The organism is Tolypothrix sp. VBCCA 56010, from assembly GCF_050875635.1.
In the GTDB taxonomy this organism is placed as follows: Bacteria; Cyanobacteriota; Cyanobacteriia; order Cyanobacteriales; family Nostocaceae; genus Hassallia.
In genome coordinates, this window is sequence record NZ_JBPAOH010000005.1 from 1 (window position 1) to 16,533 (window position 16,533).

A 16,533-nucleotide genomic window follows, 5' to 3' on the forward strand; every position below is an offset into this window, starting at 1 on the left:
CCCCCTCTCCCCCTCCCCCACTCCCCCCCTCTCCCCATCCTCCCTCGACATCCGGGGGTTCATCTTTGACTTAGATGGTGTGCTGACGGATACGGCAGAGTTTCACTATTTAGCTTGGCAGAAATTGGCAGATGAAGAAGGTTTACCTTTTACTCGGCAAGCTAACGAAGCTTTGCGGGGTGTGTCGCGTCGCGAATCGTTGCTGCTGATAATCGGAAATCACAAAAAGTATTCAGAAGCAGAGATACAGGAGATGATGGAGCGTAAAAACCGCTACTATGTAGAATCGATTGAAAACATCTCCCCAGCCGATTTATTACCTGGAGCGGTATCTTTTTTGGATGAACTGCGACAAGCGGGAATTAAAATAGCTTTAGGTTCTGCGAGTAAGAATGCTCGAGCAGTTATAGAACGATTGGGAATTGCCAGTAAAATAGATGCGATCGCTGATGGTTACAGTGTAGAAAAACCCAAACCAGCACCCGATTTATTTCTGTTCGCGGCACATCAATTAGGACTTCAACCAGCGCAATGTGTAGTTGTCGAAGATGCAGCTGCGGGTATTGAGGCAGCTAAGAAAGGTGGTATGTGGGCGATCGGACTCGGACCAGTTGAGCGAGTTGGTGCTGCTCACATTGTCCTACCAAGTTTAGCAGATGCTAACTGGTCAGATATCCGCGCCAAATTGGATAATGTTGCTCGAAAACAGTAGCGATAGTAGTAAGCGTTTTAACGCTTCTTGAGAGCAGTAAACTGCTCACTACGAGTTTTAAAATCACAACGTATCTGTTTTAACGCTTCAGAAAGGCAGTAAACTATTAACTTGGTTTCGCAGTTTTGGGGGAATATTTCATGTTTTGTAACTATAACTTAGGTTATATCTGAAGATGAAACTCAGACTTAAATCTTTCTCCCAAAAGACACATGAATACAGCTGACTATGAGAGCTAACTTTATACAGGAAATCAGCCAAGATAAAAAGCCGGTAAAACTTATTCTTGGCTGAAAAAACCAAAAACTTTAATCAGTTTCAAGGAGTAGTATATCATGTCAGATACAAGTAATCGCGGTTTTGCTTCGATGGATGAAGATAAGCAACGTGAAATTGCCAGCAAGGGTGGACACGCTGCCCATGAGAAAGGCACCGCTCACGAGTTTACATCTGAAGAAGCTCGTGAAGCTGGACGCAAGGGTGGCGAAACTACCAGTCAAGATAGAGAGCATATGTCTGAAATCGGTCGCGAGGGTGGCAAAAATTCCCACAGCGGCGGTGGCAAAAAAGACTGATAATAAAGCGTCGGGAAGTTCGCGGTTTGGATAAATTCCTACTAAGCATAGGGCAATAAGAATAGAACTTAAGCATTCGTAGTAAGCGTTGAAACGCTTATTAAGAGCAGTAAACTGCTCACTACGAGTTTTCAAATCACAAGATATGTCTGACACATGCCTAAGTTCTCAAGAGTATCGAAAAAAGGAAGATATGTGCTGTTGATTTAAACATGCGATTGACGAAAAGCGATCGCATGTTTTATTTTATATCCAACTCATGCTAATTTACAGTAATACCTATTTGCTCAAACCAAGTTAATTTATCCCAATAGCCACGTTGGAAACGTATTTTTCCATTTGTAATGTGAAAGAAACCACAACCACGTAGAGTATATTTTTTGTCAGTGGGAGGTATTCCCGCAAATTCTCCCAGAAATGTCCCTCCACCCTTCCACTCGATAATTGCCCACTCTCCATCTTCAAATAAATTTTCAACATGGGTATAATTGTCGGGAAAAGCCTGGAAGAATTCAATGAAATTTTCTAAGATTGCTTGCTTTCCGTGTAATGGAGCATCAGCCGCTACCTGAATATTAATTGCATCGTCATGATATAATGCAGCTGCTTCATCAGCATTCCGCGCATTCAATGCATCAACCCAAATTGTCAGGACTTCTTTTGGCGTTCTCATATAATATTCTGAGAATATTGAAAGTATACTTATCTTAATTTTTCATCGCTATCAAAGTACATTCCCAAACTAAGCGCGGTTGAGCGTAACAAAGTAGATATTTACGCGCTTGCTCTAAGCAATTAATAATACTTGGTTGATGCGATCGCTGCCAATAAGACTGCTGCAAATAATCAATTAACCACAGTTGAGCTTCTGTATCTAAATCATCAATTTCTTTCGCCAATTGTAAAGCATCGCGGTAAGTTTTTGGGGCTGTTGTCACAGCTTGAAGTAACTTATTAGGAATAACTTGCAATTGCTCGAAAGATGCGATCGCTTCCCCTGGACTCCCAGATGCTATACTTAACACCGCCTCATGTTGTAAAATTTCCTCATGCCCTGTTTGCCTGAGAACCTGAGCCAAAGACACTGCATCCAAACGATAAAAAGGAATGCGCTGACAGCGTGAAACTAAAGTCGGCAACACAGACTCAAGTGAAGGTGCAATTAATATTAACGTCGCTTGTCCTGGTTCTTCCAAAGTCTTCAGCAAAGCGTTTGCCGCAGCTTCCGCCATTGTTTCTGCTTGCTCTAAAACTACCACATTTCTTGGCGCAAGCATCGGCGGACGGCTGAGAAATTGTGTAACTTCGCGAATTTGCTCTAACCTAATTATAGGCGGTGCTTTCCGCTTCAGTTTTTTTTCTGCCGCTTCTTGTGGTGTGAGTCGTTGTCCTTGATACTGGTAAGTTGGTTGTACCCAGAACAAATCTGGATGGTTTTCTTGACGCAAACGATTCGTTTCTACAGAATGAGAAAATAGCAAATTTGCAAAGCACCGCGCTGCTAAACTGCGTCCCACACCCTCAGAACCGACAAATAAATAAGCTGGTGCAACTCTATTTTGTTTGACAGCTTGAGTCAGTAATTCTACTGCTTGCTGTTGTCCTACAAGTTGTGCGAATGCGGTCATTAGTCAGTGACTGTACATTTATTTTTAAGATTTTAGAATAAAATCGAGGTTGGCATTGGAATCATATTCAACGAGGGGTTCGCCAAACTTCAATAACCGCATTGGTTTATCGCCAATCAATTTCATAGATTCACCTTCAATATTTAACATAGTTCCCTCTTGTAAACCAACTACATAAACATCGGAGTTGACAACTAAAAATTCTCTGATTCTTTGTTCTCTTGTTTCTCCATTGTGATTGGGAATAACAGCATCTGTGTAGTGAGGATTTATCTGAAAAGGAATTAGATTTAAGGCATTAAAACTTACAGGTTCAATGATTGGCATATCGTTGGTTGTTTTTAATGTTGGAGAAGCAACATTTGAGCCAGCACTCCACCCGATATAAGGTGTTCCATTGTTTACCTTTTCTCTGATGGTTTCGATAATTCCGGTTTTATGTAACCAATGAACCAGATGAAAAGTGTTTCCACCTCCAACTACTATGGCTTCTGCTTTTTTTATCAATTCGTGATAATTTTCTCCTACATGAATAGCATCTATGGCATAACCTATATCTTGAAATACTTTTCCAACTTTTGCAGTATATTCATCATAATTTGAAGTCACACCAGCAAAGGGAATAAACAAGACTCTTTTAACTGAACTACCTAAAAAATTTTTAATTTGCTGACGCGGATAAAACAAATATTCTTCACCAAAATTAGTTGAATTACTGAGTAATAATAATTTTTTTGTCATAGCAATAAATTTAAGTATATTAATGATGTATACTGAAAAACAATTTGTGACTGTATTTCCCCAAAGTTTACTATACTATATTATACATAACCCCAAGCTTTCAAGCGATCGCTTAAAGTTGTCTGAATCATTGTTTGCACAGCTTCTTTATTTAAGCTAGCATCTATGCGGACAATTTTATCTTGAGATGCTTGCAGTTGAGCGTATCCTTCTTGGACGCGACGATGAAAAGCGATCGCTTCAAGTTCAATTCTATCAGCAACATCGCCACTGCTGCGTTTGCGGCTTAGTCCCACTTCAATATCGACATCAAGCCATAAGGTAATATCGCTTTCTAACCCACCAGTCGCAATTAAATTAAGCACATTTATTAAATTTATATCCAAACCGCGACCGTAACCTTGATAAGCGATAGTCGAATCAGTATAGCGATCGCACAAGATAATATTACCTTTTTCGAGATTCGGTTTTAATTCTTCTTCAACGTGTTGCGCCCTATCAGCAGCATACAACAATAATTCTGTGGTGTTGAATATTGTTTTATTTTCTGCTTTTAACAACAAGCGTCGCAAATCCAAACCTAAAGCAGTTCCCCCAGGTTCACGAGTAACCACAACTGAAATACCTAAATTGTGCAGCCACTCTTGACAAAGTTGTATTTGGCTAGTTTTACCACAACCTTCCACCCCTTCAAATACAATTAATTTACCATTCATGCTTTTTTTATATATTGCTAATTGGGAATTGGGCATTGGGCATGGGGCATTGGGCATGGGGCAATGGGCATGGGGCATGGGGCATTGGTAATAATTCTTTCCCTTTCCCCTTTCCCCTTTCCCCTTTGACCCAAATTAAAAAAGCCCATTGCCCAATGCCCTATGCCCATTGCCCAATGCCCATTGCCCCATTATCCAAGCAAATCTGCAATCAAAGCTAGTAATTCCGTCGGATCTACTGGCTTTGCGATATGCTTTTGGAAACCTGCGGCAAATGCCCGATCGCGATCGCTTTCTCCAGCATAAGCGCTAAGAGCGATCGCCGGAATTTCTCCGCCTTGTTTGGGAGACATCAATCTGATTTGACTAATTAAACTGTAGCCATCCACCAACGGCATTCCTAAATCACTCAGTAATATATCTGGCGGCGATTGGGCAAACGCTTTTAGCGCCTCACTTGCCGATGAAGCTTCACTTACTATCGCTCCCTGCTGTTGTAGCAAAAAGCTCATAAAATCGCGTGTATCTATCTCATCATCAACTAATAATATTCGTATTCCTGCCAGAGGTAAGGAGTTAACATTCTCCGCTTCTGTCTTATTTTCCTTCTCTTGTTTGCTGCTTTCCTCAATTAAAGGCAATGTGACAATAAAAGTCGCTCCTTTTCCTTCTCCGGGACTTTCAGCCGTCACAGTGCCGCCATGTAACTCTACCAGATGGCGAACAATCGACAAACCCAGCCCCAGCCCACCATGATTCCGGGTAGTGCTGCTATCTGCTTGGCGAAAATATTCAAAAACGTGGGGCAGAAATTCACTGGAAATCCCCTTACCCGTGTCCGTAACGGTGATTTCGGCGTAGGAGGAGTGGGGGAGGGGGGGAGTGGGGAGAGGGGGGGATGGGGAGAGGGGGGGATGGGGAGAGTGGGGGATGGGGAGAGTGGGAGAAACAATTGTCCCTTTATCTCCTTGTTTCCTTGTCTCCTTGTCTCCTTGTCTCCTTGTCTCCTTGTCTCCTTGTCCCCCTTGCCCCCTGCCCACCGACAACCTAATATCAATTCGTCCCCCTGCTGGGGTAAATTTAACGGCATTATTCAGCAAATTGCCGACGACTTGCTGCAAGCGATTGAAATCACACAAAACTTTACCTATATTCGGCTCAATTTGCAGATGCATTTCGATAGATTTGTCTTGTGCTGCCAATTTGACTGTTTCGATTGCGGCATTAATTACAACTGCTAAATCAAAGGCAGCAAAATTCAAACATAGTTTACCTCGCAGTATGCGGGAGACATCCAGCAAGTCATCAATTAGTTGAATCTGCAATTTCGCATTGCGTTCGATGGTATCCAAAGCCCGAAATGTCGCTGCTTCATCAAACTTGCGGCTTTTAAGTAACTTTGCCCATCCTAAAATCGGATTGAGAGGCGATCGCAATTCGTGAGAAAGTACAGCAAGAAATTCATCTTTGATGCGGTTGGCAGCTTCTGCTTCCAGACGAGCGGCTTTTTCTCGCTCTAAAATTTGGGCACGTTCTGCTTCGATTTGTTTTTGCTGATGAATATCTGTACAAGTGCCAAACCATTTGACGATGCGTCCTCGATCGTCTTTTATCGGTAAACCTCGTACTAAATGCCAACGATATGTGCCATCAGGAACTCTCAGATAACGATGTTCAGCTTCGTAAGGTGTACCGTTTGAGAGTGCTTTCGTCCACAGTTGTGCAGATATTTCCAAGTCATCCGGATGTAGTACTTTTCTCCAGCCGTAGCCAGCAGTTTCCTCTAAATTTAACCCGGTGTATTCTTCCCAACGCTGATTTACGTAAGTTGCCAGACCTTCAGCATTAGTTGTCCAGACCATTTCTGGAATAGTGTCAGCTAAGAAACGGTAGCGTTCTTCACTTTGACGCAGAGTTTCTTCAGCTTGTTTATTTTCGCTAATATCTTGAACTGTTCCCATCATGCGTATTGGCTTGTCAAAAACATCATAAAAGCCTCGACCTTTAGCGGCAAGCCAATGCACGCTTTTATCAGCCCAAACAGCGCGGTATTCTATATCATAATCTAACTTTCGGGCAAGAGCGCTACTAACAGCTTCATCGGTGCGTTGCCGGTCTTCTGGATGCAAAGTATTCAGGAAAAGCTCGTAAGTAATTGTGGTGTCGGGTGCGAATCCAAATAGTTCCTTACACTTAGAAGTAAAAATTAATTCGTCGGTGGTCAAATCCCAAAACCACATACCCAGATTAGCCGCTGTGGTTGCAAGCCGAATGCGTTCTTCACTTTGTTGTAAATCTGCTTCGGTTTTTTTCCGGTCATTAATGTCAATTATAATGCCAACTATCCTAACCAAGCGATTATTTGCATCCCGCTCAACAAACCCTCGATCTTGCAGCCACACATAATGACCATCTTTATGACGCACCCGGTACTCAATTTTATAGCGATCGCCTTTTGCCAAACTGATTTTAAATTCCTCATCAACTCGTTGCAAGTCATCCGGATGCACAAGCTGCTGCCACCATTGTTGCGTCGGTGAGGCTTCTTGTTGAGTGTATCCCAAAAGCGCAGTCAAACCTTGAGTTCTTTCTACAGTACCGCGCGAAATCTCCCAATCGTAAAATAGGCAATTAACCGCTGCCAGTTCAAATTGTTCGTTATGTCGCAAGCCAATTTCTCTATCTTGTTCAGATATACTTGCTGCCTGGTATTCTGTCTGGTGTCTTGAGACAGCCGATTTTTTTATCTCAGAAAAAGTTGTCACAACAGCGTAGGGTTTTGTGACTCCAGCCAAAAATAAAGGTTGTGAGTTCAGCAATAGCCAGACTAGCTCACCATTTGGCTTATACAAACCCATCACCACATTCAAACATGGCTTTCCTGTTTGCAATGCTACCATCGCTGGGTGAGTCTCATCAGGGAAAGGAGAGCCATCTTCACGAATCGATTGCCAAGGATGATCCACCGAAGTACGCCCTATCAGCTGCTCGGCACTCAGTCCAAGTATGCGCTCACAAGCCGTATTGCTAGCTTGGATAGTACCGTCCGCAAGTTGCAGCACCATTCCTTTTTCAACAGTTGCGACCATTGAGTAATTCGCTTGTTTATTTATCTGCTGGTGCAACGATAACAAATTATCAGCCAACTGGTTTTGGAACTTTTCCGCGTCTGGCATTATCTCAAAGGCTGACTGTCTACCGCCTATTTTTTATCACACAACTGCAAATCCTATTTCTTCCCCCCAAGGGTAGAAAACAAATTCAAACTAAATATAGTATGTTCGATCAGCCAATTTATGCAAAAAACTCAAAACCCTAACCTCCCCTTATTTTCTAAAAATTCCTAGTTTGACACGGCTAAGTTTCTTCACCACGAAGCCAAGGCTAGCCAATAGCTAATTATTTGCTAATAATAACTCATATAATCTCACAAATGCTAATATAGTGGTATGGCTTATGTACCACTACGAGAAGCAGTTAAAAAACTCGGACTGCACCCAAACACGCTAAGGAAGTATGCAGATAATGGGAAAATCCAAAGCATTAAAAACGAAGCAGGACAAAGACTCTTTGATGTCGAGTCCTACCTCCGTGGTGCAACTAGAGCTTCCCTTGTTTGCTACTGCCGAGTCAGTTCAACCAAACAACGAGACGATCTTGGTAGACAAATCGCTTACATGCAGTCCCTCTACCCAGATGCCGAAATCATTAAAGATATCGGCAGTGGAATCAACTTCAAGCGAAAAGGATTGCAAACCCTACTGGACAGACTTATGCAAGGAGATAAGCTCACGCTTATTATTGCCTGTCGTGACCGACTCGCAAGATTTGGATTCGAGCTTATTCAGTATATGGTCGAACAAAACGGTGGACAAATCGTGGTTCTCGACAATACTGTACACTGCCACGACAGTCCACTCAAGTCGGGAGACCCGCCCACGTGGCTGTCTCCAGAATCCGAACTTACCTCGGATCTTCTCTCCATCCTCCATGTCTTCTCTTGTCGGATGCACGGACTCAGGAAGTACAGTAAAAAAATCAAGGAAGATCCGGATCTTCCTCACAGCAGCACAAAGGCAGATTCTTAAGCAGTGGTTTGGTGTGTCTAGATTTGTCTACAACACCACCGTTAAATTATTACAAGACTCTAGTATCAAAGCTAACTGGAAGGCGATTAAAACTGACATATTAAATGGACTCCCAGAATGGAGTAAGTCAGTCCCTTATCAAATTAAGTCAATCGCTATTAAAGATGCATGTATTGCTGTCGGTAATGCTAAGAAAAAATTTAAAAATGGTGGTGGTATTAGCAAGGTTAGATTCAGATCAAGAAAAGACGCTGTACAATCTTGCTACATTCCCAAGTCTGCGGTAAAAGACTTAGGAATTTACCACACTATATTGGGTAAGACAACCTTCAAAGAAGCCTTGCCACAAAACTTTGGTGACTGTCGTTTAGTATTTGCTTATCGTGATTACTATCTGACAGTTCCAGAGAACGTGCCACAACAAAAGTCTGATAACCAAGGACGTGTTGTGGCGCTTGACCCCGGCATCAGGACATTTATCACATTCTTTTCTGAATCTAGCTTTGGTGAAATTGGAACATCTGCTAATTTGCAAATTCAGAAGCTATGCTTCCGTTTAGACAAGTTAATCTCTAAACTCACTAAAGCCAAATGCACTTCAAAAAGAAGAATGAAGCTTGCTGCAAGTTCACTGCGAGGTAAAATCAAAAATTTTGTAGACGAACTGCACAAGAAAGCCGCTCGTTTTTTGGTTGATAACTTTGACGTTATTTTGCTACCAACTTTTGAAACATCCCAGATGTCTAAGAAGGCAAAGCGGCGAATTAGGTCAAAATCAGTACGCCAAATGTTAACACTTTCTCACTACCGTTTTAAACAGTTCCTTAAACACAAGGCTTTTGAAACAGGCAAAGTAGTAATGGATGTTAACGAGGCGTATACATCAAAAACAGTCAGTTGGACTGGCGAAATAATCCACAAGCTTGGTGGTGCTAAATTCGTCAAGTCTCCATCTGACGGGCGGGTAATGTCGAGGGATCTAAATGGTGCGCGAGGGATTTTCCTTCGTGCATTGGTTGATACGCCCTCCCTTAAGGAGTGTATTTGTTAATGAATATTAGCAAAAAGGTATCGGTACAAGGATTAGCTTTTGAAGATGAAACCGGATTTGAACAGCTAGTTACGGGAGAAGCATTAGCTGGACTTTTTGGACAGTTTTCTAATCAAGTAGAATGTGTGCTGTTGAATGCTTGCTACTCCGAAGTCCAAGCAAAAGCGATCGCCCAACACATCAATTATGTGATTGGCATGAACGATCAAATCCAAGATCAAGCGGCAATTGAATTTGTTGTGGGATTTTACGATGCACTTCTGGCTTACAATCCCCAATATGATCAAAGTTCGCCTGTAGAGTTTGCTTTTAATATTGCCCAGAATGCGATTATGTTAGCTGGCGTGTCTGGCGAGTCGATTCCTGAAATTAAAAAAAAACTAATCTAACTCCCCATCATCTACCTTTAGGAAATCTTACCAATGTCCCAGAATTACCACCGCACTTTTTACTCCGTCCCCAACAACTTACGCCCTTAAAACACAAGGTATTGTTGCTAACAAAACAACCTGTGGGGATTACAGGGAAAAGCCGCCGTGTTGGTGTGCAAGGAATGGGCGGAATTGGTAAAACAGTCTTAGCTACAGCACTGGCGCGGGATGAAGAGGTCAGAAAGGCGTTTCCTGATGGGGTGTTTTGGGTAACATTTGGACAAACACCCCAGATTTTGACTTGGCAATCCTATCTTGCTCAGGCGTTAGGCGACTTGCAAGCGGCCTTTACCGAGATTGGATTGGCGAAAGCACGGTTGCGAGAGCTGTTTGCAGATAAAGCTTGCTTGCTGATTTTGGATGATATTTGGCGTTTGGATGATGCGACGGCGTTTGATGTGTTAGGAGAACGGTGTCAAATGTTAGTTACCACCCGTAATGTAGCAATAGTTACAGGGTTAGGAGGGGAAGAATATCAGCTTGCGGTTTTAGATGCACAACAGGCGTTAGCACTTTTGGCAGATTGGGCAAATCAACCGCAGATCATTGACCCCACACAGCAAAATGATGTCATCTTGCAGGTAGCGCGGGAATGTGGATATTTGCCCTTAGCATTGGCGATGGTAGGGGCGATGATGCGCTTTAAACCGCCAAATCGCTGGCATAATATTTTAGAAAAACTACGTAGTGCTGATTTAGAGAAAATCAAACAACAGTTTCCCGATTATCCTTATCCGAATTTACTCAAGGCAATTCAGGTGAGTGTGGAGGATATGTCTGAGAATTACCAACAGCGATATTTAGATTTTGCCGTCTTTCCTGAAGATACACCCATACCAGAAGCAGTCTTGCAGACTTTTTGGCAACCCTTGGGGTTAGATGAGTTTGATACCCAAGATGTGATTGATGAATTGGTGAGTAAATCTCTGGCTTTGCGGGATGAAGTCGGAAATTTACGGTTGCATGACTTGCAGTTTGATTATGTCAGAAAGCAGCACGCCACCTTAGTAACCGAAAGTGGAAGGATAGGTTTTTTGCACAATCGTCTATTAAATGCCTATAGTGAAAAATACTCTGAAGGTTGGCATAGTTTAGAAAATGACGGCTATATCTGGCAAAATTTAGCCTATCACTTGCTGGCTGGGGGAAGTCCAAGGGAATTACAACAACTGCTGTGTGATTTTCGCTGGTTGCAGGCGAAGTTGGAGAACACTAATGTTAATGCTTTGCTAGCAGATTATGATTTTTTGCCGGAGGATGAGAGTTTACAGTTAATTCAAGGTGCATTGCGACTGTCGGCACATATTTTAAATCAAGATAAACAGCAATTACCAGGGCAATTATTAGGGCGGTTGCTGGGTTTTGAAAGTTCAGAAATTCAGGCATTGTTAAAGCAGGCGCAGCAATGCAAAACCCCAAGCTTGCTTCCCCAAACAGCCAGCTTGGCTCCCCCAGGTGGCTCCTTAGTACGTACCCTAGCAGGTCATAGTAGCTGGGTAAATGCAGTTGCCCTCACCCCAGATGGCCAGTACGTGATTTCTGGTTCCCTTGACCACACCCTCAAAGTCTGGAATTGGCAAACTGGAGAACAACTGCGTACCCTAATTCATATTAAATTCAAATACCAGCTTTGGGTCATAAGTTGGTATTTGAGTGACGACACTAATTTGTCATCGGTGACAGACAATTGGTCATTGTACAGCTGTTTATAGAATCCATTTGGGATCTTGGTAAAAGAGTATAATTTGGGAAAAATGCCATATTCAAGCAGCTTGACAGATAAAGAGTCGGAGATTATTAAACCCCTGTTACCCAAGAAGAAAAGAACTAAACTCCCGACATGGAGTAAGAGGTTGTTTAAAAAGTGGTTAGCTGTGATTTTAGGCACTTGTTGATCCCCCCTAACCCACGCCAGTTGCTCCACTTGGGGAGACCCCAGACGCTCGCGGACTCGCTAACGCTGCGCTATCGCCCTTGGTGTCTCCCCTTGGGAGAAGACCGCGCTGGCTCCCCTTAAAAAGGGGGGAACTGGAATCAAAGTCCCCCAATTTATCTGGGGATTTAGGGGGATCTAAACGCATTGCGGATTGACCTTATCAAGCAACAGCCCCTTGTTTAGGCTGACGCACCGGACGCTTGCGATCGCTTCGACGAACGCCTCCTGCCATTTTGTACTCATCGCTATTCTTGCCATACTTTGCAGCTACACTGACTAACGTATGTTCTGTTAGTTCCATCAGCGACTTTTCAGCAAGTTCTAAGGCTTCCTGAGTCTGATCCACAGTGGAGAGGCTTGAGTTATATGTTTCTAACTTGTCTTGCGTTGTTTTGATAGCGGCTGCAAAGGAGTTAATTGTTACCCCATTGCCTAAGTCTAAGGTGGGACTAATCGATTTCAAAGCTGCAATCCGACGCTGCGCTTTATCAAGTACTTTAGACCCGCGTTTGGGACGTGACATAAATCACTTTCCTATTATTAATAATGCGCCAGGATAAAAACTGACTTCTACCCTGAACTGTACAGCACTAGGATAGACAGAATTAGGGTTATTTGACACCCGCATTATTCAGTATCTTTTTAATTATTTACTACAAAAATATCAAATAGCTTTATGTAAATTCTTGGTGGTTACCCAAATTCAATCAACAACTGCCCGAATTCAATCAACGACTGTCCGAATTCAGTAAACGACTGCCCGAATTCAGTAAACGACTGCCCGAATTTAATCAACGACTGCCCGAATTTAATCAACGACTGTCCGAATTCAATCAACGACTGCCCGAATTTAATATAGGAACTTAGGATTGTGGATTAAATAAGGTGTAATACTGCCACTGATATTTATACACTAGAAGGGTAGATGGATGAACTGGTAGATGATGCGTCCTTACCCTGGTGAGATTGAAGTTCAAATGCAACGATACTATGAGTCGTTGTCAAAAAAGGATCGCCGCCGATATGCCGCATTTGTGTCATAATCAGATTGGGAGATTATTGGCAATTTCTCCAACAAGCTTAATATAGCGTGATTATTCAACCTACAAGATTCAACGAATCATTGACTCTGGAATTTAAGTAAAAAGTATCAAATCAGTGAAGGGAAGGAAAAAGAATAGGTATGAAGGACGGGCATAAAACAGACCCCTTCCCCGGACTCGGTGAGATGAAAGCGCGGATGCGTACTTTCGATTGGGCAAACACACCTGTCGGTTCGATAGATACATGGTCGCAAAGTCTGAAAAGCACCGTGAGGATTTTACTCGCATCACGGTATCCAATGATTCTGATATGGGGACCAAATCTGATTCAGTTTTATAACGATGCCTATTCTGACATTATCGGTGACAAGCATCCCGCCGCACTGGGTACGGATATTAGAATTACCCTCGCCGAAGCGTGGGATACGCTCGGTCCGATGATTGAAGAAGTGATGGTAACAGGCGTAGCGAACTGGGTTCCGGCACAGATGCTTGTTTTAGAACGTTCAGGCTATCGTGAAGAATCTTATTTTAGCCTTTCTCACGCACCCGCCGAGGACGATTCCGGAGAAATTGTCGGGATGTTTTGCGTGTGTAGCGAAGTCACTCAGCAGATATTGGGCGATCGCAGGTTACGACTTCTCCGAGATTTGGCATCATTCGCAGGCGAAACGCGCAGTGTAGAAACAACATGCCGCGATGTAGCAAAAGCGATCGCCGAACACCCACTTGATGTGCCGTTTGCACTAATTTATCTGCGCGAGCCAGATGGAAAAACTCTCAGGCTTTGTGGTAAAGTAAAAATGCCCTCTGAAGCGCTTCTTAGTTTAGTCTCTGTTAATATTACCGAATCAGAAAGTGATATCTGGTCGCTGGCGCGAGTTGCTGCGGGTGAAACAGTTTTAATTGAAGGTGTAGATAGCTTATTCTTGCTACCGGGTGGTCCCTGGAACGAACCTACGCGTGCAGCACTCGTCATGCCGATCGCTTCATCAACTCAAACAGAACCGCTTGGCGTTTTAGTAGCCGGCATCAGCCCCAACCGCTTTCTTGACGAAGGATACAGATCGTTCTACGAACTGCTTGCAGGTCAAGTATCCATCGCCGTGCGTAACGCCCAAGCATACGAAGAAGAACGGCGACGAGCGGAAATGCTAGCCGAACTTGACCGCGCAAAAACCGCCTTTTTCTCCAATGTCAGTCACGAGTTCCGCACCCCGCTAACTTTAATGCTCGGTCCATTAGAAGATGCGCTACGCGATCGGCATCTTTCCCCAAGTCAGCGGGAACAAATTACCATAGCTCACCGCAACAGTTTAAGACTGCTAAAATTAGTCAATACGCTTTTGGATTTCTCGCGACTTGAAGCGGGTAGAACGCAAGCCATCTACGAACCTACAGATTTGGCGACACTCACCGCAGACTTGGCTAGTGTGTTTCGCTCGGCAATTGAAAAGGCAGGTTTAGAATTTATCGTCGATTGTCAACCTTTATCCGAACCGGTTTATGTAGACCGGGATATGTGGGAAAAGATAGTCCTGAACTTACTTTCAAACGCTTTGAAATTTACGCAACGCGGTTACATCAAAGTTGAGCAACGAGCATTCAAGGGCAACATCGAGCTTCGTATTGAAGATACAGGCAGCGGAATTCCTCAATCTGAACTGAAGAACGTATTTAAGCGATTTCACCGCATTGAAGGAACCCAAGCTCGAACCCACGAAGGCAGCGGAATTGGTCTAGCGCTCGTCCAAGAACTCGCCAAACTCCACGGTGGCAGTGTCCGCGTCGAAAGCGTCTGCGGTGGAAGTACCTTCATTGTTTCCATTCCTCGTGGCAAGCAGCACCTGACTGTAGACCAAATCGCAAGCGATCGCATACTTACCCCAACCAGCATTCGTGCCGATGCATTTGTAGAAGAAGCGCTGCGGTGGTTGCCGGATGAAGTTGATGATGCAAATCGGTCAATGGGGGGGCGATCGCGCATACTTCTGGCAGACGACAACGCTGATATGCGCGAATATCTGCGAAAGCTTCTAAGCACGCAGTATGAAGTTATCGCCGTGGCAGATGGCGAAGGAGCTTTAGCCGCAGCACAAGAACAAGTGCCAGACTTAGTGCTGAGTGATGTAATGATGCCAAAACTTGACGGCTTCGGTCTTCTAACTCGGCTGCGTCAAGACCAGCGTACACGCTCTGTACCGCTTATTCTGCTTTCGGCTCGTGCGGGTGAAGAATCGCGTGTAGAGGGACTTGAAGCGGGAGCAGACGACTATTTAGTAAAGCCCTTTAGCGCTAGAGAAATATTGGCTCGTGTCAAAGCAACATTGGAAACCGCTCGATTGCGGCAAGAAGCAGCCCGCTCTCGCTCGGAGATCCAAGCAGCTCAAGAACGGGCAATTATTCTCGAACGGGTAACAGATGCCTTTTATGGTTTAGATCGGCAATGGCGATTTACTTACGTGAATCAGCGATGTGAAGAATACATCGGTAAAACCCGCTCTGAACTGCTGGGAAAAGTCCTCTGGGACGAATACCCAATGCTTAGGGGCAGCGTTCTTGAAGAGCAATATTATAAAGCCGTCGGCGATCAAGTTGCGGTACACTTTGAAGTACTGTCTCCTTTCTCCGAGCAGTGGGTAGAGGTACACGCTTATCCCTCTTTTGATGGATTGTCAGTTAATTTTCGATATATTAGCGATCGCAAAGAACTCGAACAGCGACGCGAGGCACTTTTAGAAAGCGAACGCGCAGCTCGTACAGAAGCAGAACGAGTCGGACGCCTCAAAGATGAATTTTTGGCAGTTCTTTCTCACGAAATTCGCACACCGCTTAACGCTATCCTCGGCTGGAGCCAGCTTTTGCGTAAGGGAAAACTTAGTACGGTACAATACGAGAAGGGGCTTGATACTATTGAGAGAAACTCTAAAGCGCAAGCGCAGATTCTGGAAGATTTGCTCGACATGAGCCGGATAATTTCTGGTAAAATTCGACTCGATGTTAAAAATGTCAATCTGAACTTGGTGATTGAAAAAGCGATCGAATCTCTTGTTCCCGCTGTTGCAGCCAAGGACATCCGACTTCAAACAGTAATAGAAGCCGTACCCAGTCCGATAATTGGCGACCCGAACAGACTACAACAAGTAGTGTGGAATCTTCTTTCTAATGCTATTAAGTTTACTCCCACAGGTGGAACAGTGCAGGTGTCAGTTGAGAAAGTAAATTCTCACGTTGTCTTAACAGTAAGCGATACAGGTCACGGCATCAAGCCGGAATTTCTGCCGTATGTCTTCGACCGTTTTCGGCAAGCAGACTCCTCTACTACTCGCAAGTTTGGTGGTTTGGGATTAGGGCTTTCAATCGTCAAGCACCTCGTTGAGCTTCATAAAGGAACTATACAAGCAACAAGCCCAGGAGAGGAACAAGGAGCTACTTTTACTGTTGTGCTTCCGCTGGCTGAAAAATAAAATTATACTTAGGCTCAAGCAGCGCAGCTTGTAGCAACCGAACCTGAGCAAACAGGCGTTGCGCTCATTAGGAATAAACGTGCTTCTTAGTAGTAAGGGCTTCAGCCCTTAAATGAGCGGTGAACCGCTCACTACGAATTATTTT

Annotated in this window: 13 protein-coding genes and 1 pseudogene; 7 read left to right on the forward strand and 7 right to left on the reverse strand. The window is 43.8% G+C overall.

Annotated elements, in window-relative coordinates:
* Together pgmB and AABK37_RS02705 are read left to right on the forward strand one after the other, a co-directional pair.
* A partial coding sequence (gene pgmB, locus AABK37_RS02700; protein ID WP_432550074.1) for a beta-phosphoglucomutase occupies positions 1–712 on the forward strand: 712 nt, incomplete at its 5' end.
* Between the two features lie 335 nt (positions 713–1,047).
* Positions 1,048–1,263: pseudogene (locus tag AABK37_RS02705) on the forward strand (KGG domain-containing protein); the annotation flags it as partial.
* 286 nt (positions 1,264–1,549) lie between these two features.
* Here the strand turns inward: AABK37_RS02705 and AABK37_RS02710 are convergent.
* The 6 genes from AABK37_RS02710 to AABK37_RS02735 form a co-directional block, all read right to left on the reverse strand.
* On the reverse strand, positions 1,550–1,960 hold the full coding sequence (locus AABK37_RS02710; RefSeq protein WP_432550075.1) for an ester cyclase: 411 nt from the start codon (positions 1,958–1,960) through the stop codon (positions 1,550–1,552).
* A gap of 34 nt (positions 1,961–1,994) precedes the next feature.
* Complete coding sequence (locus AABK37_RS02715; RefSeq protein WP_432550076.1) at positions 1,995–2,915, reverse strand: DNA polymerase III subunit delta'; 921 nt, start codon at positions 2,913–2,915, stop codon at positions 1,995–1,997.
* Positions 2,916–2,939: 24 nt separating this feature from the next.
* Complete coding sequence (gene pepE, locus AABK37_RS02720; RefSeq protein ID WP_432550077.1) at positions 2,940–3,656, reverse strand: dipeptidase PepE; 717 nt, start codon at positions 3,654–3,656, stop codon at positions 2,940–2,942.
* Between the two features lie 80 nt (positions 3,657–3,736).
* On the reverse strand, positions 3,737–4,372 hold the full coding sequence (gene tmk / locus AABK37_RS02725; RefSeq protein ID WP_432550174.1) for a dTMP kinase: 636 nt from the start codon (positions 4,370–4,372) through the stop codon (positions 3,737–3,739).
* Positions 4,373–4,389: 17 nt separating this feature from the next.
* Positions 4,390–4,542 carry a histidine kinase gene (locus AABK37_RS02730; protein WP_432550078.1) on the reverse strand — a complete coding sequence of 51 codons (153 nt, stop codon included), beginning with the start codon at positions 4,540–4,542 and terminating at the stop codon, positions 4,390–4,392.
* A 21-nt stretch (positions 4,543–4,563) separates the two neighbouring features.
* Entirely contained in the window at positions 4,564–7,548 is a 2,985-nt protein-coding gene (locus AABK37_RS02735) for a PAS domain-containing protein (protein WP_432550079.1), read from the reverse strand.
* Between the two features lie 273 nt (positions 7,549–7,821).
* On the opposite strand from AABK37_RS02735, the gene AABK37_RS02740 reads away from it, so the two are divergent.
* The 4 genes from AABK37_RS02740 (at position 7,822) to AABK37_RS02755 (ending at position 11,654) form a co-directional block, all read left to right on the forward strand.
* Positions 7,822–8,460 (forward strand): IS607 family transposase, encoded by a 639-nt coding sequence (locus AABK37_RS02740; protein WP_432550080.1) that lies wholly within the window; start codon positions 7,822–7,824, stop codon positions 8,458–8,460.
* Positions 8,363–9,511 carry an RNA-guided endonuclease InsQ/TnpB family protein gene (locus tag AABK37_RS02745; RefSeq protein ID WP_432550081.1) on the forward strand — a complete coding sequence of 383 codons (1,149 nt, stop codon included), beginning with the start codon at positions 8,363–8,365 and terminating at the stop codon, positions 9,509–9,511. Before AABK37_RS02740 ends, AABK37_RS02745 begins: the two co-directional genes overlap by 98 nt.
* Complete coding sequence (locus AABK37_RS02750) at positions 9,511–9,900, forward strand: hypothetical protein (protein ID WP_432550082.1); 390 nt, start codon at positions 9,511–9,513, stop codon at positions 9,898–9,900. The genes AABK37_RS02745 and AABK37_RS02750 overlap by 1 nt, the downstream gene beginning before the upstream one ends.
* A gap of 122 nt (positions 9,901–10,022) precedes the next feature.
* On the forward strand, positions 10,023–11,654 hold the full coding sequence (locus AABK37_RS02755) for an NB-ARC domain-containing protein (protein WP_432550083.1): 1,632 nt from the start codon (positions 10,023–10,025) through the stop codon (positions 11,652–11,654).
* Between the two features lie 384 nt (positions 11,655–12,038).
* Here the strand turns inward: AABK37_RS02755 and AABK37_RS02760 are convergent, their stop codons facing one another.
* Positions 12,039–12,401, reverse strand: a complete 363-nt coding sequence (locus AABK37_RS02760) for a hypothetical protein (protein WP_432550084.1) — start codon at positions 12,399–12,401, stop codon at positions 12,039–12,041.
* A 660-nt stretch (positions 12,402–13,061) separates the two neighbouring features.
* On the opposite strand from AABK37_RS02760, the gene AABK37_RS02765 reads away from it, so the two are divergent.
* The gene (locus tag AABK37_RS02765) at positions 13,062–16,388 is read left to right on the forward strand and encodes an ATP-binding protein (protein ID WP_432550085.1); all 3,327 of its coding nucleotides are present in this window, start codon (positions 13,062–13,064) and stop codon (positions 16,386–16,388) included.
* Positions 16,389–16,533: the final 145 nt, after the last annotated feature.